This is a genomic window from Mucilaginibacter sp. P4_A11, assembly GCF_056402535.1.
The window spans coordinates 726882-751870 of sequence record NZ_JBFUHE010000002.1 but is presented as its reverse complement, the minus strand read 5'-3'; the positions used below and the strand labels follow the sequence as shown (position 1 = coordinate 751870).

At 43.7% G+C, this 24989-nt stretch carries 16 protein-coding genes and 1 riboswitch; all 16 genes read left to right on the top strand.

The window, feature by feature from the left end:
- Positions 1–491: 491 nt before the first annotated feature.
- The 16 genes from AC1DUD_RS07050 (at position 492) to AC1DUD_RS06975 (ending at position 24864) form a co-directional block, all read left to right on the top strand.
- A complete protein-coding gene (locus AC1DUD_RS07050; RefSeq protein WP_477372992.1) occupies positions 492–1985 on the top strand; it encodes a tagaturonate reductase in 1494 nt (497 codons plus the stop codon).
- Positions 1986–1997: 12 nt separating this feature from the next.
- The gene (locus tag AC1DUD_RS07045; protein WP_477372990.1) at positions 1998–3650 is read left to right on the top strand and encodes a UxaA family hydrolase; all 1653 of its coding nucleotides are present in this window, start codon (positions 1998–2000) and stop codon (positions 3648–3650) included.
- A 132-nt stretch (positions 3651–3782) separates the two neighbouring features.
- Positions 3783–4796, top strand: coding sequence for a zinc-binding alcohol dehydrogenase family protein (locus AC1DUD_RS07040; protein WP_477372988.1), 1014 nt, complete (start codon positions 3783–3785; stop codon positions 4794–4796).
- Positions 4797–4972: 176 nt separating this feature from the next.
- A complete protein-coding gene (locus AC1DUD_RS07035) occupies positions 4973–7735 on the top strand; it encodes a family 78 glycoside hydrolase catalytic domain (protein ID WP_477372986.1) in 2763 nt (920 codons plus the stop codon).
- Positions 7736–7899: 164 nt separating this feature from the next.
- On the top strand, positions 7900–10365 hold the full coding sequence (locus AC1DUD_RS07030; RefSeq protein ID WP_477372984.1) for a TonB-dependent receptor: 2466 nt from the start codon (positions 7900–7902) through the stop codon (positions 10363–10365).
- 144 nt (positions 10366–10509) lie between these two features.
- Complete coding sequence (locus AC1DUD_RS07025) at positions 10510–12723, top strand: alpha-N-acetylglucosaminidase (RefSeq protein WP_477372982.1); 2214 nt, start codon at positions 10510–10512, stop codon at positions 12721–12723.
- Positions 12723–13895, top strand: a complete 1173-nt coding sequence (locus AC1DUD_RS07020; protein ID WP_477372980.1) for an acyltransferase family protein — start codon at positions 12723–12725, stop codon at positions 13893–13895. Before AC1DUD_RS07025 ends, AC1DUD_RS07020 begins: the two co-directional genes overlap by 1 nt.
- A gap of 278 nt (positions 13896–14173) precedes the next feature.
- The gene (locus AC1DUD_RS07015) at positions 14174–15133 is read left to right on the top strand and encodes a family 43 glycosylhydrolase (RefSeq protein ID WP_477372978.1); all 960 of its coding nucleotides are present in this window, start codon (positions 14174–14176) and stop codon (positions 15131–15133) included.
- A gap of 14 nt (positions 15134–15147) precedes the next feature.
- A complete protein-coding gene (locus AC1DUD_RS07010; protein WP_477372976.1) occupies positions 15148–17130 on the top strand; it encodes an alpha-L-arabinofuranosidase C-terminal domain-containing protein in 1983 nt (660 codons plus the stop codon).
- A gap of 37 nt (positions 17131–17167) precedes the next feature.
- Positions 17168–19309, top strand: coding sequence for a glycoside hydrolase family 43 protein (locus AC1DUD_RS07005; RefSeq protein WP_477372974.1), 2142 nt, complete (start codon positions 17168–17170; stop codon positions 19307–19309).
- Positions 19310–19497: 188 nt separating this feature from the next.
- Positions 19498–20313: a DUF6597 domain-containing transcriptional factor gene (locus AC1DUD_RS07000; RefSeq protein WP_477372972.1), complete on the top strand. Its 816-nt coding sequence runs from the start codon at positions 19498–19500 to the stop codon at positions 20311–20313.
- A gap of 71 nt (positions 20314–20384) precedes the next feature.
- Positions 20385–20765 carry a YybH family protein gene (locus AC1DUD_RS06995; protein WP_477372970.1) on the top strand — a complete coding sequence of 127 codons (381 nt, stop codon included), beginning with the start codon at positions 20385–20387 and terminating at the stop codon, positions 20763–20765.
- A 137-nt stretch (positions 20766–20902) separates the two neighbouring features.
- Positions 20903–21679, top strand: a complete 777-nt coding sequence (locus AC1DUD_RS06990; RefSeq protein ID WP_477372968.1) for an isocitrate lyase/PEP mutase family protein — start codon at positions 20903–20905, stop codon at positions 21677–21679.
- Between the two features lie 286 nt (positions 21680–21965).
- Positions 21966–23153: an N-acetylglucosamine-6-phosphate deacetylase gene (gene nagA, locus AC1DUD_RS06985; protein ID WP_477372966.1), complete on the top strand. Its 1188-nt coding sequence runs from the start codon at positions 21966–21968 to the stop codon at positions 23151–23153.
- 19 nt (positions 23154–23172) lie between these two features.
- A complete protein-coding gene (locus tag AC1DUD_RS06980) occupies positions 23173–23943 on the top strand; it encodes a glucosamine-6-phosphate deaminase (protein ID WP_477372964.1) in 771 nt (256 codons plus the stop codon).
- Positions 23944–24063: 120 nt separating this feature from the next.
- Positions 24064–24176, top strand: a riboswitch (SAM riboswitch).
- 118 nt (positions 24177–24294) lie between these two features.
- On the top strand, positions 24295–24864 hold the full coding sequence (locus AC1DUD_RS06975) for a TlpA family protein disulfide reductase (RefSeq protein ID WP_477372962.1): 570 nt from the start codon (positions 24295–24297) through the stop codon (positions 24862–24864).
- Positions 24865–24989 lie beyond the last annotated feature (125 nt).

Below are 24989 nucleotides of genomic sequence, written 5' to 3'. Positions count from 1 at the left end.
TATTTTAAAAGATTTTCAGTCACGCCAATTAACATAGCGGATGTTTCGCATAGCTGGGAATCGTTATCAAAAAATCTGTAGGTGGGTTTGTTGAGGCACTGTGTGCCCATATGGCAAGGCGCATTTGCGTAATGATTGGGCACCACATCTTTAATAGCGGAAAATAATAAACATCGAAAGCGGTTAACAATGCTTATATATCAAACGAAATAGCATTAACGCTGCTTCGAATTAAAAAGCTTTATTAGTATGTTATTTAATCGGCAATCATTTATCTGGATTTAAGTGGTAACCTGGTTGGTTCGGGCTACTCAGGGTTTGCGCAAACGTTTCTGGGAACGTTTGCGCGATTTTAGTTGGACAAATTCTTTTTTTTATTGCTGTCAGCTGTTAATCTTGTTTAGGATTTAATGATGCTGACGGCAAAGGTGCCTGTTAATAGGCAAATTCCTCAAGCAAAAAATAGTAACCTCATTACAGCCCATAAGCACATGATATTATCAAGATATAACCTGAACAAAACAACTGTAGCGGCAACTGAACTGCCGCCTGCTAATGTATTCGATCTGCCTGAAAAAGTATTGCAATTCGGTACCGGAGTACTGCTGCGTGGCTTGCCCGATTACTTTATTGATAAGGCTAATCGCGCCGGGATTTTCAATGGCAGGGTAGCGGTCGTTAAATCTACCGATAAGGGATCAACTGCTGATTTCGATATGCAGGATGGCTTGTACACTATCTATTCAAAGGGGATTGAGAACGGCGAAGAGGTTAATGAGCAGGTAATCTGTTCAGCGATCAGTCGCGTACTTTCTGCTTCAAATGAGTGGGAAGAGATTTTGGAGATAGCCCGGAGCAAGGCTTTACAGGTAGTGATCTCCAACACAACGGAGGTAGGCATCCAACTGGTTAAGGAAGATGTGCGTAAACATCCGCCTGCATCATTCCCCGGCAAATTGCTGGCTATATTATATGAGCGTTACAGAGCATTTAACGGCAGGCCTGATACTGGTTTGGTGATAATCCCGACTGAGCTGATCATCGATAACGGCAAAAAACTGGAATCCATTGTCCTGGAACTTGCCCATTTAAATAAACTGGAACCTGCCTTTATGGACTGGCTGGAAAGCAGCAATACCTTCTGCAATTCGCTGGTTGACAGAATTGTGCCCGGCAGACCTGATCAGCAAATGAGCGATGCCATGGAAACCGAGCGCGGCTACACCGATAACCTGAGTATCATGTCCGAAACCTATAGTCTCTGGGCTATCCAGGGCGATGAAAAAATAGCCGAAGTGTTATCTTTTGCCCAGGCAGATAAAGGTGTTGTGATCACACCGGATATTGAACTGTTCAGGGAGTTGAAACTGCGGTTGCTTAATGGTACGCATACCTTGAGCTGTGCTGTAGCCTATCTCTCCGGCTTTAAAACGGTAAAGGAAGCAATGGACGATACGCATTTTACAAAGTTCATTACCCAACTCATGTTTACCGAGATCATGCCATCTATCCCTTACCAGATTGATGAAGATGTAGCCCGCGATTTTGGAGGTAAGGTGCTTGATAGGTTCCGTAACCCAAACATCAGGCACGAATGGTTGAGCATTTCGGTGCAGTATGCTACTAAAATTAAGATGAGGGTTATTCCGTTGTTACTTAACTATTATAAACAAAACAATAAGGCACCGCAAATGATGGCCCTTGGTTTTGCGGCTTTTATCCGCTTTATGCAGATCACTGAAACCACCGATGGTAAATACACTGGAACGGCGCATTCAGATAGCTATACAATAACTGACGACCAGGCGCCTAACCTAAGCAAGGCATGGAACGGGGCTGATGCCGAAACGGCTATAACAGCCATTCTTAAAAATAAAAACTTTTGGGATGTTGATTTGACAACATTACCCGGCTTTACCGAAGCAGTTACAGCGCAGTTCAGGCTTATTAACGAACAGGGAAAGCTGGAAATAAGCGCTATTTAAACAGGAAGAGAGATGAAACAGAATATTTTAAAAGTACACCCTGCCGATAATGTACTGGTAGCACTTAACGATCTGCAGGCTGCTGAGCAAGTTACTTACAAAGGTGAAACTTATATAGTAAAGGAACTGATCCCGGCCAAACATAAATTCGCTATTGCAGATATTCCTGAAGGTGGGGAGATCATTATGTACGGTGTATTGGTGGGTAAGGCACAGAGCCCGATAGCGGTTGGCGGGTTGCTAAGTACTGTCAATGTAAAGCACGCGGCTAACAGCTTCTTAACCGGCCAAAGCCATACCGATTGGCACAGGCCCGATATCAGCAAATGGGAAGGTAAAACATTCAACGGCTATCACCGCGAAGATGGTAGTGTGGGCACGGCTAATTACTGGCTGGTTGTACCGATGGTGTTTTGCGAAAACCGCAACATTGAAGTATTGCAGGAAGCATTGGTAAAACCATTGGGCTACGGCCGCAAAAAAACATATGAGATCAAAGCGCAGGAACTGATCGGCAAAATACAAGCAGGTGCCCGGATAGATGAGATTTTATATACCGAAATAGGCAGCGACACCGCTCAAAATGCCGGTAACAAAGTTTTCCCTAATGTTGATGGTATTAAGTTTTTAACGCACACAGGCGGCTGCGGCGGTACCCGCCAGGATTCAACAGCACTTTGCGGTTTGCTGGCTGGGTATATTACGCATCCTAACGTTGCAGGTGCCACTGTATTAAGCCTTGGCTGCCAGAATGCCGAAGTGAAAACTTTGCAGGAGGAGATCAACAAACGTTCACCGCAGTTTAACAAACCCTTGTATATTTTAGATCAGCAGACAACAGGTAAAGAGGCCGATTTAATGGAGCAGGGCATCAGGCAAACGCTGGCAGGTTTAATGCAGGCTAACCAATACACCCGTAAACCGGCACCTTTAAGTAAGCTGACCATTGGTTTGGAATGCGGAGGCTCTGATGGTTTTTCAGGCATCTCCGCAAATCCGGCTATCGGTTTCACTTCCGATTTGCTGGTGGCTATGGGTGGTTCAGTTATTTTGGCTGAGTTCCCGGAGCTATGCGGCGTGGAGCAAAACCTGATTGACCGCTGCCTGGATAAAAACAAGGCTGAGCGCTTTGCCGACCTGGTACGTACCTACAGCCAACGCGCTGAAGAAGCCGGTTCAGGCTTTTACATGAACCCATCGCCGGGTAATATCAAAGATGGATTGATTACAGATGCCATCAAATCTGCAGGGGCGGCAAAAAAAGGTGGTACATCACCTGTGGCCGATGTGTTGGATTATCCCGAAAAGGTAACGCAACCGGGCCTTAACCTGCTTTGCACCCCGGGCAATGACGTGGAATCAACTACGGCCGAAGTTGGTTCGGGAGCCAACGTTGTATTATTTACTACCGGCTTGGGAACACCTACCGGTAATCCGATTGTGCCGGTTGTGAAAATCGCCACCAATACCGCTTTATTTAATCGCATGAGCGATATTATCGACATTAACACCGGTACCATTGTGGAGGGTGATGAAACCATTGAACAGGCCGGCGAACGCATCCTGGACTATGTAGTGAAAGTTGCCAGCGGAGAGATTGAAGTCCACGCTGTGCGCCACGGGCAGGATGATTTTATTCCTTGGAAAAGAGGGGTGTCGCTCTAATATCCCCTGTGTGCGTGTCCCCACGAACACCCGTAGACGAGTTACAGAGAATGAACATTAATTGGGAATTGTAAAAAAGACATCCTGTTTCCGTGAGGACACGGAAACGGGGAAAAACATGACGAAAAACAAATGAAAATATTAACCTGTACCACACCCGGCCAACTGGAATATGGCATTGCCGAAACTCCGCAATTAAAACCGGGTTATTCGCTGCTCAAAATAAAACGCATAGGCATTTGCGGTACCGATCTGCATGCTTTTGAAGGTACCCAGCCCTTTTTTAGTTATCCAAGAATTTTAGGTCACGAGCTTGCAGCCGAATTGGTTGAAGCCGGCGGTGCCGAAGGTTTTGAAAATGGTGAAGCCGTTACTTTTATCCCGTATTTCAACTGCGGGTATTGTATTGCCTGTCGTTCCGGTAAACCAAATTGCTGTGTAAATATTCAGGTTTGCGGTGTGCATACCGATGGCGGTATGGCCGAATACCTACAAGTACCATCGCATTTATTGGTCCATGGCGAGGGGTTAAGCTTTGACGAACTGGCATTGGTTGAACCTTTGGCTATCGGTGCCCACGGCGTGCGGCGTGCCGATGTTAAACCGGGCGAATTTGTACTGGTGATAGGTGCAGGCCCAATAGGTTTAGGCATTATGGAATTTGCCCGTATTGCCAGTGCAAAGGTCATAGCTGCCGACGTAAATGAACAGCGCCTTAATTTTTGCCGCGAAAACCTGAAAGTTGAATATACCATCAACGTAAAAAATGAAAATGTAGCTGAACGTTTAAAGGAGATCACCAATGGCGACATGCCTACCGTGATTATCGATGCTACCGGCAATCAAAGAGCAATAAACGGAGCATTCCTGTATCTGGCGCATGGCGGCAGGTACGTACTGGTTGGTTTGCAACGGGATGAGATCATTGTAAGTCACCCCGAATTTCATAAACGCGAAACTACCCTCATGAGCAGCCGTAACGCTACCCGCGAGGATTTCGAGCATGTGATCCGCTCCATGAAAAGTGGACTGGTAAATCCTCAAACGTATATCACCCATCGTGTAGCTTTTGACGACGTGAAAGATCAGTTTGAAAGCTGGCTGAACCCGGCCAACGGCGTTATAAAAGCAATTGTGGAAGTATAGGCGATAAATATAGGGGCGTTTTGATTAGCTTGGTTTTTTGTGACAACCAAAATTTTAAAGCAAACGGTTACGACCCAAAAAGCATAAGTATCAATACCGGTAATAAGCTAATAATTACAGGTATCAAAGCCGATGGTTTGGAGGTTTTGGGGATTGAAATGCAATAAAATATTAAGATGATAAAAAAGGTCTGCCTGTTATTTTTGTTATTGCCTTTTGGTGCTTTTGCTCAAAGCCTGAAAGTGCTTAATCTGCAATGTGAGTATAAAACAAACCCACTGGGTATTGAATCGGTTGCGCCAAAACTAAGCTGGCAGTTGCAAAGCTATAATCACAGCATAATGCAAACGGCTTACCGTGTTGTTGTGGCGGATGATGCAAGTAAACTGGCAGGCAATAATGCTGATGTATGGGATTCGGGAAAAGTGCCGTCAAACAAATCATTACAGATTTCCTGCAATGGAAAGGCCATGCAGGCTGCCAAAACTTATTACTGGAAAGTAATGGTTTGGGACAACCATGGCAAAGCATCAGCCTGGAGCAACATCGCCACCTGGCAAATGGGTTTGCTGTCTAAAGCCGACTGGCATGGTGCGGATTGGATAGCCTACGATAAATTGCCCGGTTCATTGGCTATTGTGCCGTTTTATCATGGTAACGGCCCTGAAAAGTTAGGGGCAGCTAATGATGTTTTGCCTTTAATGCGCAAAGCCTTTAACGTTCACGGTAAGCTGAAGAAAGCGACACTTTACATATGCGGATTAGGCCATTTTGAATTAAGCCTGAACGGTAAAAAAGTAGGTGATCATTTCCTCGATCCTGGCTGGACAAAATATGATAGGCAGGCATTGTATGTGCCTTTTGATTTGACCAATCAGCTCATCGCCGGTAAAAACACCCTTGGTGTAATGCTGGGAAATGGGTTTTACTACATCCCGCGCGATAAGCGCTACCGCAAGCTTACCGGTGCTTTTGGGTATCCTAAAATGATCTGCCGCCTGGTATTGGAGTATAGTGATGGCCAATTGGATAATATATTGAGTGATGGCTCCTGGAAAACCGCACCTTCGCCGGTTATTTTTAGCAGCATTTATGGAGGCGAGGATTATAACGCCAACCTTGAACAACGAGGTTGGGATACCAACAGCTTTGATGACTTAAAGTGGCGCAGCGTAGTTAAGGTAGAAGGCATACCGCAGCTAAATGCACAAACGGCCGAGCCTTTAAAGGTCATGCAGGAATTTAAGCCGCAAAGTAAAAAACAACTTGCTAACGGCACATGGACCTACGATTTTGGTCAAAACTTTTCAGGGATTCCGCAAATCAGCGTTCGGGGTAAAAAGGGAGATACTGTTAAAATTATTCCTGCTGAATTAATAAATGACGATGGTAGCGCTAATCAAAAAGCCTCTGGCAGTCCGCATTATTATGACTATGTATTGAAGGGCAATGGAATTGAAACCTGGCATCCCTTGTTTACTTATTATGGCTTCAGGTATTTGCAGGTGCAGGGTGCCGTTCCTCAAAATGAAGCTAATATACAGCAACTGCCCATTACTATCGATATCAAAGGCTTGCATACCCGCAACGCTGCCGAAACTGTTGGTAATTTCAGTTGTTCAAACGAACTGTTCAACAAAACTTTTAAGTTGATTGACTGGGCCATGAAAAGCAACATGGCCAGCGTATTTACCGATTGCCCTCACCGCGAAAAGCTGGGCTGGTTGGAAGAAGCTCATTTGGTTGGCAGTTCCCTGCATTATAATTATGACATAGTAGGCCTGGCGCGTAAATGTATCAATGACATGGGCATCTCCCAAACCGAAGATGGGCTGATCCCCGAGATCTCGCCCGAGTATGTAAAGTTTGATGAGCCGTTCCGTGATTCGCCCGAATGGGGGAGTAACGCGGTGATCTTGCCCTGGTATGTATACCAATGGTATGGCGATAAAGAGGTGCTTGCTCAAAACTATGATATGATCAAACGCTATCTGGCTTATCTCGATAAAAAATCTCAAAACCATTTACTTTACCAGGGACTGGGCGATTGGTATGACCTGGGCCCGAAGCCGCCCGGCGTTTCGCAGCTAACGCCGCAGGGTATTACGGCCACTTCGCTTTATTATTATGACTTGAATATCGCGGGTAAGATAGCAGCTCTGCTCTGCAAAAATGATGATGCTGTATCGTATAACAAACTGGCTGCCGAAGTTAAACAGGCTTACAATCAAAAGTTTTTTAACGTCAATACCAAACAATATGGCACCGGCAGCCAGGCAGCTAACGCAATGTCTGTTTACGCGGGATTGGTTGATCCTCAATATAAAGCAGCCGTTGTTAACAACATTGTAAAAGATATTCGTGATCGCGGCAATGCCCTCACCGCAGGCGATATCGGTTACCGCTACCTGCTGCGTGTGTTGGATGATGAAGGCCGGTCGGATGTGATCTATGATATGAATAGCCGTGCAGATGTACCGGGCTATGGTTACCAGCTTGCCCACGGTGCTACGGCTTTAACCGAATCATGGGCGGCGCTGCCATCTGTATCCAACAACCATTTCATGTTAGGGCATTTGATGGAATGGTTTTACAGTGGTCTGGCAGGTATCCGCCCGGCGGATGATGCCATTGCGTTTAATAAAATTGAGATCAGGCCTGAAACTGTTGGTGACCTTACCTGGGCAAAGGCTAACTACCAGTCGCCGTATGGCAATATTTCAAGCAGCTGGAAAAAGGATAAGGGCCAGTTTAAACTTGAAGTAAGTATCCCTTCAAATACAACTGCAAGTATTTATTTGCCTGTTAAAAGTAATGCTGTAATTATGGTAGATGGGCAAAATATCAAAACCCGGAATGATATGAAGCTGGTTGGTTATCAAGATGGCAAAGCCGAAATAAAGGCAGGTTCAGGTAATTACACATTTATTGCTAAGTAAAATATTAAGTAAACGATGAAGCATAATTTCAGATCATTTTTTCTTTTTTGATGATGGACGTTATTGGGAAAGTATAATTTTATAAATCTTATTATTAAAATTAGGTAAGACTAATTTTTTTTATTTGCTTTGCATATTGTTTACAGTGTGCTAAAGCAAATAAAATGAAATTATTACCTCTACTATACTTTTTAATGATCTCAATAGCCGTTTCGGCGCAGCAAGGTTCCCTCAAAGGAAAGTTAACGGCCGGCAGCGAACCGCTATCTTTTGCTACCGTTGTCCTTACAGGAACCTCTATTGGAGGCACTACAAATGATAAAGGCTATTACCATTTAAAAAATGTGCCCGCAGGTACATATACTATAGTATTCTCAAACATTGGGTATGTTACCGAGCGTTATCACGTAAGTGTAAAGCCTGATGAGGCTACCTTATTGAATGGCAATCTCCAGGAAAGCAGCTCCAAATTGAGTGAAGTAACGGTGACAGGGGTTTCCCGTAAAACCGAACTGCGGAGTAATCCCATACCCATTGCGGTAATGACGAAGAAGGAGATGGATCAGAATGTCAACAACAACGTTATTGATGCCATTGTGAAAGGAGTGCCGGGGGTTAACGCGGTTACTACAGGGCCTAATATTTCTAAACCGTTTATCAGGGGATTAGGTTACAACCGGGTTTTAACCCTGTACGACGGCGTGCGCCAGGAAGGGCAGCAATGGGGCGATGAGCATGGTATTGAAATAGATCAGTATGGCATCGGTCGCGCTGAAGTAGTGAAAGGCCCGGCAAGTTTGACCTATGGCTCGGATGCATTGGCGGGAGTGATCAACATGATCCCATACCTGCCAGTTGGTGAAAACAATGTTTTACGGGGAGATTATATTGTCGATTACCATACCAATAACGGCATGATAGGCACCTCGCTGGGCTTATCCTATAAAAAAAACGAATGGAGGTATGCCTTTCGGGCAACGGCAAAAGCGGCGCATGATTACCACAACAGCATTGACGGCTATGTATACAACACGGGTTTCCGCGAATACAACCTATCGGGTATGGCCAGGGTTGATAAAAATTGGGGATACTCGCAAATAGCGGCAACTGTTTATGATAACCGGCAGGAAATTCCTGATGGCAGCAGGGATTCGCTTACAAGACAGTTTACCAAACAGATAGCCGAAAGCAGTACTGATAATATCAGGAACAGGCCAATTGTAAGTGACGATGAGTTAAGATCGTACAGCATAACTCCGCTGCACCAGCGTATTCAGCATTACCGGATCTATTCGCACAACGAGTTTAAACTGGGCGAAGGCAGTAGTATCAGTGCTTCGCTCGGCTTACAGCAGAGTATCCGCAGGGAATATAACCATCCTACACTGGCGGATCAGCCGGGATTGTACGTAGTGCTTAATACACTTAATTACGATCTGAAATATAATTTGCCAACCATTGCAGGCATAGAGAGTACCCTCGGCGTAAATGGTATGTACCAGACCAACCGCAGCAAGGCGGCAACAGATTTTCCGATCCCGGATTATAACCTGTTTGATGCAGGGACTTTTCTGTTCGCCAAAAAAACTATTGGGAAAGTCGACATCTCGGGCGGGATCAGGTATGATAACCGGCACATCCATTGGAATGATTTTTACGTGGGGCCGAACCCTAAAAACGGATTTGAGCAGCATGTGAAATTGCCGGATACTTCAGGTGCACATTTGCAATTTCCCGCCTTCATGCATGTTTACCAGGGTGTTTCGGGTAGTTTGGGCATAACCTATAATATCAGTGAGCGCTTATTGTTTAAGGCTAACATCGCACGGGGATACCGTGCCCCCAATATTACCGAAATTGGCTCCAACGGGCTTGACCCCGGTGCGCACATTGTATATTTAGGCAACCGCAGCTTTAACCCCGAGTTTAGCTTGCAGGAGGACCTGGGTTTCATCGCTTACCTGAAGGATGTCGACCTGATTGCCGAGCTGTTTAATAACCATATCAACAATTACATTTACCAGGCTAAACTAACCGATGCCAATGGCAACCCCGTAGTAATTGTGCCGGGTAACAGCACCTATCAGTACCAGCAAAGCAGCGCCCGTTTGTATGGTGCCGAGTTTACTGTTAACATACATCCACAAAATGTTAAATGGCTGGCTTTTAACAACAGCCTGGCGTATGTAACAGGGATCAACGGTAATAAACAGCTTATTGATGAATCTAACGGTGCAGCTAAATATTTGCCATTTATCCCGCCGCTGCATATCCGGTCGGAGTTTAAGGCGAGCTTGCAGAAGGCTTACGGCGCTTTTTCAAAAATTTATTTCAAGGCCGAAATGGATGCCTACACCACGCAAAACCGCTTTTATGCTTTGGATAATACAGAGACAGCTACACCCGGCTATGCCTTGTTTAATATCGGAGCGGGCACTACTATCAAAAATAAATCGGACAAAACCATTTGTGAGGTTTTTTTGCAGGTAGATAATTTGTTTGATAAAGCCTACCAATCCAACCTTAACCGTTTGAAATATTTTGAATATTATCAGTCGTCACCAAACGGGCACCTTGGTATTTATAATATTGGGCGGAATGTTAGTTTTAAGGCGATTTTCCCTTTTTGATTATTTGAAGTATTTTCAATGAAATATGCCTTTTTTTGTTTTTATTGCCCTGAGATTGTACATCATGTGAGTGCGCGGTGAAAAATCAAAAATCATCGGCCGACGTTCATAAAAACTCAGTGATCTTTAAAACATTCAAAGTAAATGACAGGTAAATCAAAGGTTTTCATTTGCATGCTGCTGTGCGGTATATTCGGTGGGATAATCAGCACTCAGGCACAGCTGCATGTATCATCTTCTTATGCTTTAATTAAACGGGTGGTGCCCGGTTATGCACAAAATTTTGTTGTTCAGCCACTCGCTGAAAGTGAAGCCAGGGACGTTTTTGAAGTAGAAGGGAGTAAGGGTAAAATTATATTACGGGGGAATAATGGCGTCGCGGTGGCATCAGCTTTATATTATTACCTCACCGAATATGCACATTGCCAGATCACATGGAACGGAACCAACCTTAATTTACCTGCGCGTTTGCCCGTACCTGCCAAAAAGATCCATAAAACTACCCCTTACCAATACCGGTATTATCTTAACTATTGTACCTATAGCTACAGTATGAGCTGGTGGGACTGGAAACGATGGGAAAAAGAAATTGATTGGATGGCCCTTCACGGAATCAATATGCCGCTGGCCATAACCGGGCAGGAGTATGTATGGGATAAAGTTTATAAAAGCATGGGCTTTAGTAATAAGGACATGCAAGACTTTTTTACCGGACCGGCCTATTTTGGCTGGTTTTATATGGGCAATATAGATAAATGGGATGGGCCGCTGCCTACAAGCTGGATAACCAGTCATAAAGACTTACAGGTTAAAATATTGCGGCGAGAGCGTGAGCTTGGGATAAAACCGGTGCTTCCTGCATTTACGGGGCATGTGCCCGCATCGTTTAAAACGCATTTTCCCAATGCAAAATTAAAACAAACCAACTGGAATAATGGCTTTGCCGATACTTATATCCTTGATTCGGAAGACCCGTTGTTTGCAGAGATAGGCAAGAAATTTATACAGGAACAAACCAAGGTTTATGGAACTGACCATTTGTATTCTGCCGATACTTTTAATGAGAATGAGCCGCCTTCAAATGACCCGAAATTTTTGTCGGAACTGAGCGCCAGGGTTTATGACGGCATGAAAGGTGCCGATCCGAAGGCTGTTTGGGTGATGCAAGGCTGGTTGTTTTTCAGCGACCGTAAATTCTGGCAAAACGAGCAGATCAAGGCATTATTGAATGCGGTGCCTGATGATCATATGATTGTACTTGACCTCAATACCGACTATGAACCAATATGGAAGCGGACTGAAGCGTTTTATGGTAAACCATGGATTTGGAACATGCTGCATAATTACGGCGGTAATAACAGTTTATTTGGCAGGATAGAGGCAGTGGCAACTCAGCCGGCACAGGCGCTTAACGATCCAAAGTCGGGGCGTATGGTCGGAATTGGCTTAACCATGGAAGCCATTGAGCAAACCCCTGTACTTTATGAGTTGATGACGCAAAATACCTGGCAAAAGAAACCTATTGATCTTGATCAATGGCTTCCGGGATACTTATTTAACCGTTATGGGGTGAAAAGCCAGAATGCGCTGGATGCCTGGCAAACGCTCAGGACCACTGTTTTCAACGGCAAGGATATTCGCGACGGGGCCGAATCGATCATAACCGGTCGGCCAACGCTTGATTCGGCTGCGGTATGGACCCGTACACGTTTAAACTATAACCGCAAAGACCTGCTACCTGCCTGGGATAAAATGATAGCCGCTATCCCTGCTTGTAAACAAAGCAGCGGTTTTAATTATGACCTGGTTGATGTAACCCGGCAGGTACTGGCTAATTACGGCAGACCGCTCCAGTTAAAATGGATCAAAGCATATCACGATAAAGATGATAAAGCTTTTGGCAGGTATACTGCCGAATATATTGGCCTAATAGCCGATATGGATAAGCTGCTGGCTACCCGCAAGGATTTTATGCTTGGCCCCTGGATAGCCGATGCCCGCAGCTGGGGAACAACCTCTGGTGAAAAAGTACTTTACGAAAAAAATGCCCGTAACCTGATAACACTTTGGGGCGATGCCGATAGTCCGCTGCATGAATACTCCTGCAGGCAATGGAGCGGTTTGCTCAATGATTTTTACAAGGTGCGCTGGCAAAAATTCTTTGAGTTACTAAAGGGTTCAATAGAAACAGGTAAAGAACCCGACTTTAAGCTATTTGACAAATCAATAAGCAACTGGGAATGGCAATGGGTTAATTCATCCAAAGCTTATCCTGTTGCTCCTGCCGGCAGCAGCGCGGTTGTTGCGCAACAGTTATATAATAAATACAGAACAATCATGGGTAACGATCTTAAATAATGGATACATCAGCAGCTAAACCTGGAAATACTGTTACCAAGCCGGCACGGTTATTATCGTTAGATGCCCTACGTGGTTTTGATATGTTTTGGATCATGAGCGGGGAAGGGGTAGTGCACGCACTCGCTAAAGCCACCGGCTGGCCGCTCATGGTGTGGATGTCGGGACAATTGCATCATACTGAGTGGAACGGGATCACCTTTTATGATATGATCTTTCCCTTGTTTTTGTTTATTGCAGGCGTTTCCATGCCTTATTCAATGGGAGGTAAAGCCGGTAAACATGGAGTTGCTTACCCATACCTATTGCCATCTGCCGCTAAACGGGAGATTTATGGCTCTATGATCAGGCGTACCATTATCCTGCTTTTTTTAGGAATGGTTGTTAACGGTTTGTTTAAGTTTAATGGTTTGGAGAATACCCGGTTTGCAAGTGTGCTGGGACGTATCGGCCTTGCGTGGTTCTTTGCGGGTGTCATTTATCTTAATTTTAACATCCGGGGGCAGGTTTTGTGGTTCGGTATTTTGTTGCTGGGCTATTGGGCGGCGATGGAACTGATCCCGGTGCCCGGTTACGGATCAGGGGTTTTAACAATGAACGGCAGCCTGGAATCTTACATAGACCGTTTATTACTCCCGGGCAGATTGCATGATAAAGTGCATGACCCGGAAGGCATATTATCCACTATTCCGGCTATCGGTACCGCTATGCTGGGCATTTTTACAGGCCAGTTCCTGAAGTTTGAATCTGCAAAATGGCCAATGTGGAAAAAGGGTGTTGGGCTATTAGCAGCAGGCATTTTACTTATTGGCTTAGGCTTGTTATGGAATATAGCTTTCCCTATTAATAAACGTTTATGGACAAGTTCATTTGTAATGTTTGTAGGCGGGTGGAGCCTGGTTTTCCTGTCGGTATTTTACCTGGTGATAGATGTTGCCGGGTACAAAAAATGGGCCTTTCCTTTTGTGCTGATCGGGGTAAATTCTATAGCGATCTATCTTGCAGCTGAAGGGGTGATCGATTTTCAGCATACAGCTAATTTTTTCTTCGGAGGAATTATAGGGCATCTTGCTCAAAGCTGGCAGCCGGTATGGGCGGCTATTTCCATTGTTTTTGTGCAGCTTGCCTTGTTGTACTTTTTATACCGCAATAAGATTTTCCTGAAGATATAAGTTTGAATACTGTTTAAGTTTGAGGGTTTTGAATGTAGAGACGCATAATTGCGTCTCCCGCATGAAGGTTAAGGCAGTTAAACCTCTTGCAAAGCGGCTTGTCCTGTGGGAGACGCAATTATGCGTCTCTACATAAAAATATTTTAAAACCCAATTACCAGTTACTTAGAATTACCTCAGTCGCAGAGCGAATTGAATAAATAATTGAGATAAAATCATGAAAAATTAGTTAATTGTTAAAATAACACTTAATATTGAAATGTTTTTATTTTACCAATATGACCAAGCGCCTGTTTCTCTTTTTTATCCTTGTTTTGGCTGGCTCGGCTTCGCGTGCGCAGAAGCAAATGATCCCCAATCCAATAACTGGTGGATATTTTGCCGATCCAACTATTGTAAAAGATAAGGGCCATTTCTTCATTTATGCCACAATTGATCCCTGGGGCGATAAGGAGCTGGCGGTGCTGGAAACTACCGACTTTATCAAGTTTAAACGGCACCACATCAACTGGCCTACCAAACAAGCCTGTACCAGTCCAACGGCTCTTAACGAAATGGTTTGGGCGCCATCGGTAGTAAAAGGAAAAGATAATAAGTTTTACATGTATGTAGCCGTAGGGGGCGAGGTTTGGGGAGGCGTGAGCAATACACCGCTTGGCCCCTGGAAAAACTTAAAAAGCGACAATACGCCCATGGTAAAATCTACCGATTACCCCAATGTGCATAATATTGATCCCGATTGCTTTATTGATACTGATGGCAGTGCATATCTGTATTGGGGATCGGGCTATAAATGGATCAACGGGCATTGCATGGCCGTAAAGCTGATGGACGATATGGTTTCGTTTTATGGATCACCAAAAGACATCACCACCCCGCATTTTTTTGAAGGCGCACATATGGTTAAACGCAATCAAACCTATTACCTCATGTTTTCGGAAGGTAAGGCTATTGATGCCACCTACCAGGTAGGTTATGCGAAAGGTGCAGGCCCGCTCGGCCCTTTTCAGGAAGATGAGCACCGGGTTATATTAAATACTTCTGCCGATAGCACCGTGATCGGCCCCGGCCACCACACCACCTTTGTTGAAAAAGGACAGCGCTATATCTTATATCACCGCATTTTTCCGCAAAAGGAATCATTTGTGTTAAGGCAGCTGTGTCTGGATAGTTTAAATTTTGATGCGGATGGTAATATCAAAAAGGTGAGCACCAAAGGAGTACAAAAGTTCAATTAACCTTATAACCTGTTATGATGAGAAAAATGCGCTACACAATGCTGGTGTTAACGTTGGCATTTACCTGGTTGGGAGCCTCTGCCCAGCAAAAAGCCGAAGCTGCAAAACCAAAAAAGATCAGTCCTGATCTTTTCGGGATCTTTTTTGAAGATTTAAGTTATGCTGCTGATGGTGGGCTTTATGCCGAACTTATTCAAAACCGCTCTTTTGAATACAACCCAGCAGATAACCGCGACTGGAATTCGATGACTGCCTGGAGATATGAGACCGATGGTTTTGGTTATGGTACAATTTCGGTTGAAACTGCGGCTCCCGTTCATCCCAATAACCCGCATTATATTTTGCTTGATATTCAGGATGAAGGGCAAAAAGGGGTAGGGCTTGAAAATTCAGGGTTTGATGGTATCCCTGTTAAGGCGGGTAAAAACTATAATTTTTCGGTTTTTTTGAATTCGCTGTCGGGGCAGTCTTTACCTGTAAAGGTGGCTCTTGTTGACCGGAAGGGTAAAGAATTAGGTTCTTCTTCATTTACAACAGCTAATAAGGGCTGGAAAAAATATGCCGAACAGATTCATGTGAATTTTGATAATGACAGCGCCAAATTGGTGTTGTTGATCAAGGCAAAAGGGAAAGTCGGGATTGATATGGTGTCTTTGTTTCCTGAGGAAACTTTTAAAAATCATAAAAATGGATTACGGGCCGATCTGGCGCAAGTTATTGCAGATATAAAGCCAAAGTTTATGCGTTTTCCTGGCGGCTGCCTTACTCACGGTGATGGCATTGCCAATATTTACCGTTGGAAAAATACCATCGGCCCGGTTGAGCAACGTGTAGAACAACGTAATATCTGGAATTACCATCAGTCGGTAGGTTTGGGATATTTTGAATATTTTCAGTTTTGTGAAGATATAGGCGCGAAGCCGGTGCCGGTACTTGCGGCAGGCGTGAGCTGTCAAAATTCGGGTGGTACCTGGAAAATAGGCGGCACCGGGCAAAAGGGCATTCCTATGGAAGAAATGAGCGCCTATGTACAGGATGTGCTTGACCTCATTGAATATGCCAACGGACCGGCCACCTCTACATGGGGTGCAAAACGTGCCGCGGCAGGACATCCTGCACCTTTCAATTTGGAATACCTTGGTATAGGTAATGAAGATAAGATCACCGGTGTATTTGAAGAACGTTTCCGGATGATCTATGATGCTGTGCACAAGGCCCATCCCGAAATTAAGATCATCGGTACCGTTGGACCAAGCCCGAAAGGGGAAGATTTTGATAAGGGGTGGAAACTGGCCGATCAGCTTTCGGTTGGTATTGTTGATGAACATTATTATGAAAAACCGCAGTGGTTTTTAAAAAATACCGCGCGTTATGATTCATATAACAGGCTAAGATCAAAAGTATATATAGGCGAATATGCTTCGTGGAGCAATACCTTGTTCAATGCCCTGGCAGAAGCTGTATACATGACCAATTTAGAGCGTAATGGTGATGTTGTAAGGATGGCGTCATACGCTCCGCTTATCGCCAGGATAGGTCATACTTCCTGGAACCCTAACCTCATATATTTTAATGGTACTAAGGTTTTCCCAACGGTAAACTATTATGTGCAGCAGCAATTTGCCGCTAATTCGGGCAATGAGTATTTGCCGGGTATAATAAAACTGAAAGGTGAAAAAACAGCAATTGACACTACGGCGGACACCTCGGTTGTACGTGATTCTGCGACCGGGGATATTATCCTGAAAATAGCTAATGCCGGCAATACCGAGCTTTCGGGAGAAGCTGATCTGTCAAAAATTGGTCAACTGCCTAAATCGGCAACGCTTGCTGTAATTACAGGAAAGCCGGAAGTGAAAAACTCGGCCGATAACCCGCAAGCCATTCTTCCAAAAACTTCAGTTATAAAACTGCAAAAAAGGTGGGCTTTCAATGTACCTGCTTATTCATTGACCGTAGTAAGAATTAGCAGTGCAAATGCGAAAAAGAGCAAATAATTATCCTGAAAATCCGAAAAAAACAAACCAATTATACATGAAGAAAATAGTTTTACTGGGCGTTTTAGTTGGCTTGTATACAGCGGCTGTAGCGCAGTCGCAGAAAAAATATAGTGCCTACCTCTTTACTTATTTTACAGGTGGAAAAGGCGGAGAAGAAATTCGTTTTGCCCTTAGCAACGATGGTTATCATTTCCGCGCGTTGAATAACAACCGCCCTGTTTTAAACTCGGCTGATATCAGTATTACAGGAGGCGTACGCGATCCTCATATTATGCGTGCTGCCGACGGTAAAACTTTTTACATGGTGGCAACTGATATGAACACCGAAAAATACGGCTGGGGGCCGGATTATTCGATGGTGTTGCTAAAATCAACCGACCTGGTTCACTGGACCTCAAAAACAATTGATATTACCAAACTTTATGAAAAATTTGCAGGTGTAAACAGGGTATGGGCCCCGCAAACTATTTATGATCCGCAGGCTAAAAAGTATGTGATCTATTGGTCGATGCGTTTTGGCGAAGAAGCTGACAAAATCTATTACGCTTATGCCAATAAGGATTTTACAGGCCTGGAAACCGAGCCAAAACAGCTATTCTTTAAGCCCGATGGCGGTGCCTGTATTGATGGCGATATCGTTTATAAAGACAATAAATATTACCTGTTCTTCAAAACAGAAGGATCTGGCGCCGGTATAAAAATTGCAGTATCGGATAAACTAACCTCGGGATATGTATTGCGCGATAAGTATGTACAGCAAACCAAGGACCCGGTAGAAGGGGCAGGCACCTTCAAGTTAAATGACGGCAGCGGTTATATTTTGATGTATGATATGTATACCCAAGGTAAATACCAGTTTACGAGGACAACCGATCTTGAAAACTTTAAACTGATCGACGACGAGGTATCCATGAATTTCCATCCGCGCCACGGCACGGTGATGCCAATAACCTCAAAAGAAGCGGCTGCATTAACAGCAAAATGGGAAACGCCCGAGGACGTAATTCTTTCACATCTTAATAAGCAGATAAAAACCATCAATATAGTTTTAGATACAGTAGGCCATAAAGTTCACCTGCCTGTAAAACCAGGGACTAATTTAAAATCCTTTGACCCTCGGTTTACTTTGTTTCCCGGCGTCACTATCAGCCCGGCAAAGCCGCAGGATTTTACAAAAGGTGCGGTTAAATATTCAGTAAGCATCGCGGGTAAAAAAGCGCAGGTTTTTGAAGTTACCGCTCAGGAAACTCATAACCCGGCTATAGCAGGATATTATGCGGATCCGGAGATATTGTATGCCGAAAAGACAGGTAAGTTCTATATCTATCCAACCAGCGATGGTTTTGATGGCTGGTCGGGCAAGTATTTTAAAGCTTTTTCTTCGGATGATATGGTTAACTGGAACGATGAGGGCAAGATCCTTGATTTGCCGCAAGATGTTAGCTGGGCAAAAAAGAACGCCTGGGCACCGTGCATCATCGAAAAAAAGGTTGGCGGGGAGTATAAATACTTTTACTATTTTGCTGCAGCTCAAAAAATAGGAGTTGCAACCGCAAATGATCCTGCCGGGCCGTTCACCGACTCGGGGAAACCTTTGGTAGCGCAGCTGCCTGAAGGTGTTAAAGGCGGGCAACAGATCGATGCCGATGTTTTTACCGATCCGAAAACCGGTAAAAACTATTTGTACTGGGGCAATGGTTATATGGCCGTAGCCGAATTAAATGACGATATGGTTTCGTTGAAGCCGGGCACCACTAAAATCCTAACCCCGTATTCCCACTATAATGAAGGTACCTATGTGTTTTACCGTAATGGCACCTACTACTTCATGTGGTCGGAAAATGATACCCGCAGCCCTAATTACAGCGTGCATTACGGTACTTCTAAATCTCCTTTGGGGCCAATCGAGATCCCTGAGCAAAACACGGTTATTGCCAAAGATGCAGCCAAAGGTATTTATGGTACCGGCCATAATTCTGTGATCCAGATCCCGGGTACCGATGAGTGGTATATTGTTTATCACCGGTTCAATTATCCTAAAGGAATTACCATGGGCGATGCCGCAGGATATAACCGCGAAGTATGTATCGATAAAATGGAATTTGATGATAAGGGATTGATCAAACAGGTTACGCCTACACATGAAGGTATTAAACCGGTACATGTAAAAAAGTAAACCCTGGTCATTGAATAAAAGCCATGTGAACGCATTGATAGTTCGCATGGCTTTTTTGTTTTTATATGAAATGAGATTAAAAGTCAATGTATTAGCTTTAAGCTTTGTGCATTCAGCCTTCAGCTTTTATATAATTTGTTCCGTTTTTTACAATTCAGCAGACCCTGTAGTATCCTATATTTGTATTAATGGTTTTCAAAGAAATTCTTCCGGGCCCAAGGCTACAGCCTTATACCAAGTGCTTCTACCTGTACGAATCCGATTCGGATAGAAGCTATGATGATATCGTGTTCCCGAGCGGAACCATGGAAGTGATCTTTAACCTCGGTACCGGAAACTGGAAATCAAAAAAAGGCAATACGTTTTACACCACGCCTCCCGTGGAGCTCTGGGGGCAGATCACCAAACCTTTGGCCATACAATCCTTAGGAAGAAATACGATGCTTGGTTTCCGTTTCTACCCGCATTCGGCAGCTTATTTTTTTGACGAAAACGTATCAGAATTTAATAACGAAATTGTTGATGCCACCCATGTGTTTGGCCCTAAGTTAAGAACGCTTTATTTAAAATTATTGGAAACCGCCGACCTGAATGCAAAGGTGGCCATGATCGAAGATTATCTGTGGGGCCGCTTATCTGTTTCAGAAAAGAAGCATTCGAAGATCAAATTCATCGGGGATATTGTAAGTAATCTTAAAAAGAACTACAGCGACGATAATATCCTGTCCATTTCAACCCGATATAATATCTCCGCACGGCACCTGAATACCCTTTTTTCGCAATGCACCGGTTTGCCGCCCAAATTGTTTTATAAAATAAACCGCTTTCAGCATAGTCTTAACCTGGTAAGCTCTACCGAAGAAAAGCTGACCAACGTAGCCTACAGCTCCGGTTATTTTGATCAGGCCCATTTTATAAAAGAGTTTAAACTTTTTACAGGTTTTACGCCCAATTCTTTTGCCGCGCAGGCATCGCCAATAAACCAGGTATTGGCAGGCGGTTAATACACTTCCGTTTTATACAATTTTAGGCTATTTAAGCCGCATAGTTTTGCTGTTAATAAAAATACAACAAAATGAAATCAGCAAAAACACCACAGGAAGTGCACGCAGTACTCGCGGCAGCTTTTAACACCAAAGATGTAAATGTAGTTATGAACGTGTACGATGCCAACGGTATCATTTTCCCTGAACCAGGAAAAGAAGTGTCAGGCAGGGCCCAGTTTGAGGAAGCTGTAAAAAGCATCTGCGCTGTTCCGGGAGTAATGGAAATTAAAACCGTTTACTGCCTGCAATCGGGCGATGTAGCCGTAGGCCGGTCGGAGTGGAGCGTTACGGACAATGGCAAAATACAGGTTGCCGCAAAAGGTATCGAGCTGATGAAGCAGCAACCAGACGGCAGCTGGAAAATTATCATCGATCACGCTTTTGGAGCAGAAGCTAATCTCGTAGCCTGATTTAAATTCAGAAACAAAAATGGCAGGGCTTACCCCGCCATTTTTGTTTCACCTTTCACCTTAAAACTGTTCCGTTTTATACAATTAAAGCAGGAACAGCCCAGCTACTTTTGAAACATAAATTAAAAAATGCGATCATGAAAAATAGATTTGAAGAATTTTTAGCCCTGCATCATAAAATAGTTCCTGTGCAGATCGGCAATGTATGGAATGCACAAAGCTCCCAGGTTTATGATAAGTTAAATTTCGAAGCAATCGGCACATCAAGCGCGGCTGTTGCCGGTTCTTTAGGCTTTGCAGACGGCGAAGAAATGAGTTTCGAAGACTATCTTTTTGTTATTAAAAGGATAGCTGCAACAACATCAGCCATGCTAACAGTTGACCTTGAAGGTGGTTATGGCGATACACCGGAGGAGATTAGTGATAACATAAAAAAGCTATATGATATTGGAGTGGTGGGTATCAACATAGAAGATTCTGTAGTAACAGATGGCAAGCGAAGTATTGTTGATGCGGATAGCTTTGCTACGAAACTTAAACAAATAACCTCATTATTAACTGCTGCCGGAATAGAAATATTTATAAACGTGCGGGCTGATTCCTTCCTGCTTGGTTTACCCAATGCACTGGAAGACGCCTTAACCCGGACTAAACTTTACCAGGATACAGGTGTACATGGCTTGTTTTTTCCTTGTATCACTCAAATAGCTGATATTGAAAAAGTAACTGCGTTGTCCCGTCTCCCCGTTAATGTAATGTGCATGCCCGGGCTCCCGGATTTTAAGAAATTACAGGATGCAGGTGTTAAAAGGATCAGTGCAGGCCCTTTTTTGAATATGAACATTTACAAGGCGTTGGAAAGCTCAATTGAAAAGATAACTGCCGAAAATAGTTTTGCGAGCCTCTTTAATTGAAGCCGGTAAATCTCAACTATAGGTTGTAAGGAGATGAAAACTTTTTTGCAATACTTGAGGTTATTGTGGATGTAGTTATAAATCTACAAATAAGTTTAGGTTAAAAGTCCCTGCGGCGAGCGTTAGGGGCTTTTTGTTTTTTATAGGATTAACGGCGTAGTGTTTCAATGATTTTATGAAACCGAGTCGTGAATAATTTATGTCGCGTTTGTAAGGAATATAATAAATTATTATTTTCGTGTACGTACACGTATTGGTTTCGAATTTAACATTATCAGTATCATTAATGGATTTTCCGGATTTAAAAATCGTCAATGCAAAAATTATCACCCCAACGCGGATCATCAGGAACGGTACTTTACTGGCCCGAAACGGGAAGATCATCGCTATTGCTGAAGGCAATATAGATAGTGCAGGTGAAACGGTAATTGATGCGGGTGGTAAATACCTGTCGCCCGGATTTATTGATATTCATGTACATGGCGGCGGCGGGCATGATTTTATGGATAATACCGTAGAGGCTTATCTCGAAATTGCAAAGCTGCACGCCAGTCACGGTACAACTGCCTTTATGCCCACAACATTAAGCTGTGAGCAGGATGCTTTACTCAAAACCCTGAGTTTGTATGAAGAATCGGAACCGTTAAACAAAGACGGGGCACAGTTTTTGGGGATGCATATTGAGGGGCCATACTTCGCTATGGAACAGCGTGGTGCGCAGGATCCCCGCTTTATCCGCTTGCCTGATCCAAAAGAATATCATGAAATTTTACAGCATTCATCCATAGTAAAACGATGGAGTGCAGCTCCCGAGTTAAAAGGCGCGGTTGAATTTGGACGCTTCCTAAAATCAAAGGGCATCTTACCTTCCATAGCGCATACTAACGCCATTTATGAAGAGGTGCTTGAAGCCTATGAAAACGGATATACGCATATCACTCATTTTTATTCGTGCATGTCGGGTGTAACCCGGCGTAACGCTTTCAGGTATGCCGGGGTTGTTGAAAGCGGTTATTTGCTGGAGGATATGACAGTGGAGATCATTGCTGATGGTAGGCACCTGCCACCGGCTTTACTTAAGCTTGTTTATAAGATCAAGGGACCGGAAAAAATTGCTCTGATAACCGATGCGATGCGTGCCGCCGGAATGCCGCCAGGCGAAAGTATTTTAGGCGATCTTCGTAACGGTCTGAAAGTGATAGTAGAAGATAATGTGGCAAAACTACCCGACAGAAGCGCCTTTGCCGGAAGCGTTGCAACTACTATTCAACTGGTTAAAAATATGATCACCCTTGCCGACGTGCCTGTAATTGATGCCGTGAAAATGATGACCACAACCCCGGCTACAATTATGAAATCAGATGATATAATGGGATCAATAACTGTTGGTAAAAATGCCGACCTGGTGATCTTTGATGATGAAATCAATCTGCACAAAACCATCATCGGCGGTAAAATTGTTTATTCCATTTAAAATAGTTGATAATACTTCCATGTTAAAGCAAATACAGGCAGAAAAACTCGAGGTGATCGTGCTGGAAAACCGGGCATCCCTTGGTCAAACGGCGGCTAAAATGGTGAGCGAAAAAATCAAAGAATTGCTGCTTAATAAGCCTGTAATCAATATGATCTTTGCGGCAGCGCCTTCACAAAATGAATTTCTGGATGCTTTGGTGAGCGACGGCAGTATTGAATGGCAAAAAATAAATGCTTTTCACATGGATGAGTACTTCGGTTTACCTCATGCTGCCACTCAATTGTTCAGCAGTTTTCTTAAGCGGATGCTTTTTGAACGGGTCCCATTTGCATCAGTCAATTATATTGATGGTAATGCGGCAAACTACAAAGCCGAATGTGAACGCTATGCCTTGCTGTTGAAAAATAACCCTGTTGATATTGTTTGCATGGGGATAGGGGAGAATACCCATATAGCGTTTAACGATCCTCATGTAGCAAACTTTCATGATCCGGAAATAATAAAAACAGTGCAGCTGGATCAGGCCTGCAGGCAACAGCAGGTTAACGACGGTTGCTTTGAAACTTTAGATGCAGTACCCGAATACGCACTTACATTAACTATCCCCGCCCTGGTGGCTGCTTCCTATATATTTTGCATGGTGCCCGGCGCTAATAAAGCGGATGCGGTAAAATATACCCTGCAACAACCTGTGTCGGAGCGTTATCCTTCCACCATCTTAAAAGCACATAATAATGCTATACTTTTTGTTGATGCTGATAGTTTTAGCCTGATTAAGCAGGTTTAGCAGCATTAAAAATGACACGTCTTCCCGGGCTTAATTCATTTTATTGCAATAATTATATAAAGTCTATGGTTTTAGTAGAATTTATATATATTTGTATCATCAAACGGTTCTTTGAATATTTTATTATCAAGAAAGACTGAGGGAAAGGCCCTGTGATGTCTTAGCAACCTGTAAGCCCACTGTTATAAAGGTGCTAATTCCTATCTGTCCAAATGGGGCGGAAAAGATAATGTAATACGCTATTGCCTTGCATAGTGCAGGGCGTTGTATACTTCCTTTTCTCTCTTCATTTTCTTGCTAACAAAATATTGAAATATCACCGGCTGATATTACGGTTTAACATGTATAGCAATGAACATTAAACATTTACTTTTTACCTGCTCGCTTTCAATAACCACATTGCTGGCTGCTGCACAAACACAAACTGCTGCCGATCCTGCCACTGTAGATCGCGGTTATATCGTAAAAACAGGCGATGTTGCTCCTGCCGATTTCGAACTTGTACTCACCGACGGTACTAAAACATCATTAAAGCAATTACGCGGCAAAGTGGTTATCCTGCAGTTTACTGCAAGCTGGTGCAGTGTATGCCGCGAGGAAATGCCCCATCTCGAAAAGGAGATCTGGCAGGCTTATAAAGATAAAGGCCTGGTTTTAATAGGCGTTGACCGCGATGAGCCGCTCGAAAAAGTAAAAGGTTTCCATCATGATATAAATATCAGCTACCCGCTGGCGCTTGATCCTGGTGCCGATATTTTTGGCCGGTTTGCCAACAAAAAAAGTGGAGTTACCCGCAATGTAGTTATCGACCGCGATGGAAAGATCGTTTACCTCACCCGTTTATATGATAAACAAGAATTTGCATCCATGGTAAAAGCTGTTGATGCTTTGGTGAATAATAAAACAGCATCTATCAACTAAAAATCGTTAATGGCAGCCCTGTTTGCTGTCGTCAATTAAAAAACAATCTATCTGCACTTATTTAATACCCGTTTTTATGAAAGCAAAAACTACCCCCTTACACAACAATGCTTTAGTTCCATTGA

Bases quoted from the DNA above. Each gene is read 5' to 3' on its own strand.
- AC1DUD_RS07050 (WP_477372992.1), top strand. From the start codon at position 492: ATGATATTATCAAGATATAACCTGAACAAAACAACTGTAGCGGCAACT.
- AC1DUD_RS07045 (WP_477372990.1), top strand. From the start codon at position 1,998: ATGAAACAGAATATTTTAAAAGTACACCCTGCCGATAATGTACTGGTA.
- AC1DUD_RS07040 (WP_477372988.1), top strand. From the start codon at position 3,783: ATGAAAATATTAACCTGTACCACACCCGGCCAACTGGAATATGGCATT.
- AC1DUD_RS07035 (WP_477372986.1), top strand. From the start codon at position 4,973: ATGATAAAAAAGGTCTGCCTGTTATTTTTGTTATTGCCTTTTGGTGCT.
- AC1DUD_RS07030 (WP_477372984.1), top strand. From the start codon at position 7,900: ATGAAATTATTACCTCTACTATACTTTTTAATGATCTCAATAGCCGTT.
- AC1DUD_RS07025 (WP_477372982.1), top strand. From the start codon at position 10,510: ATGACAGGTAAATCAAAGGTTTTCATTTGCATGCTGCTGTGCGGTATA.
- AC1DUD_RS07020 (WP_477372980.1), top strand. From the start codon at position 12,723: ATGGATACATCAGCAGCTAAACCTGGAAATACTGTTACCAAGCCGGCA.
- AC1DUD_RS07015 (WP_477372978.1), top strand. From the start codon at position 14,174: ATGACCAAGCGCCTGTTTCTCTTTTTTATCCTTGTTTTGGCTGGCTCG.
- AC1DUD_RS07010 (WP_477372976.1), top strand. From the start codon at position 15,148: ATGATGAGAAAAATGCGCTACACAATGCTGGTGTTAACGTTGGCATTT.
- AC1DUD_RS07005 (WP_477372974.1), top strand. From the start codon at position 17,168: ATGAAGAAAATAGTTTTACTGGGCGTTTTAGTTGGCTTGTATACAGCG.
- AC1DUD_RS07000 (WP_477372972.1), top strand. From the start codon at position 19,498: ATGGTTTTCAAAGAAATTCTTCCGGGCCCAAGGCTACAGCCTTATACC.
- AC1DUD_RS06995 (WP_477372970.1), top strand. From the start codon at position 20,385: ATGAAATCAGCAAAAACACCACAGGAAGTGCACGCAGTACTCGCGGCA.
- AC1DUD_RS06990 (WP_477372968.1), top strand. From the start codon at position 20,903: ATGAAAAATAGATTTGAAGAATTTTTAGCCCTGCATCATAAAATAGTT.
- nagA (WP_477372966.1), top strand. From the start codon at position 21,966: ATGGATTTTCCGGATTTAAAAATCGTCAATGCAAAAATTATCACCCCA.
- AC1DUD_RS06980 (WP_477372964.1), top strand. From the start codon at position 23,173: ATGTTAAAGCAAATACAGGCAGAAAAACTCGAGGTGATCGTGCTGGAA.
- AC1DUD_RS06975 (WP_477372962.1), top strand. From the start codon at position 24,295: ATGAACATTAAACATTTACTTTTTACCTGCTCGCTTTCAATAACCACA.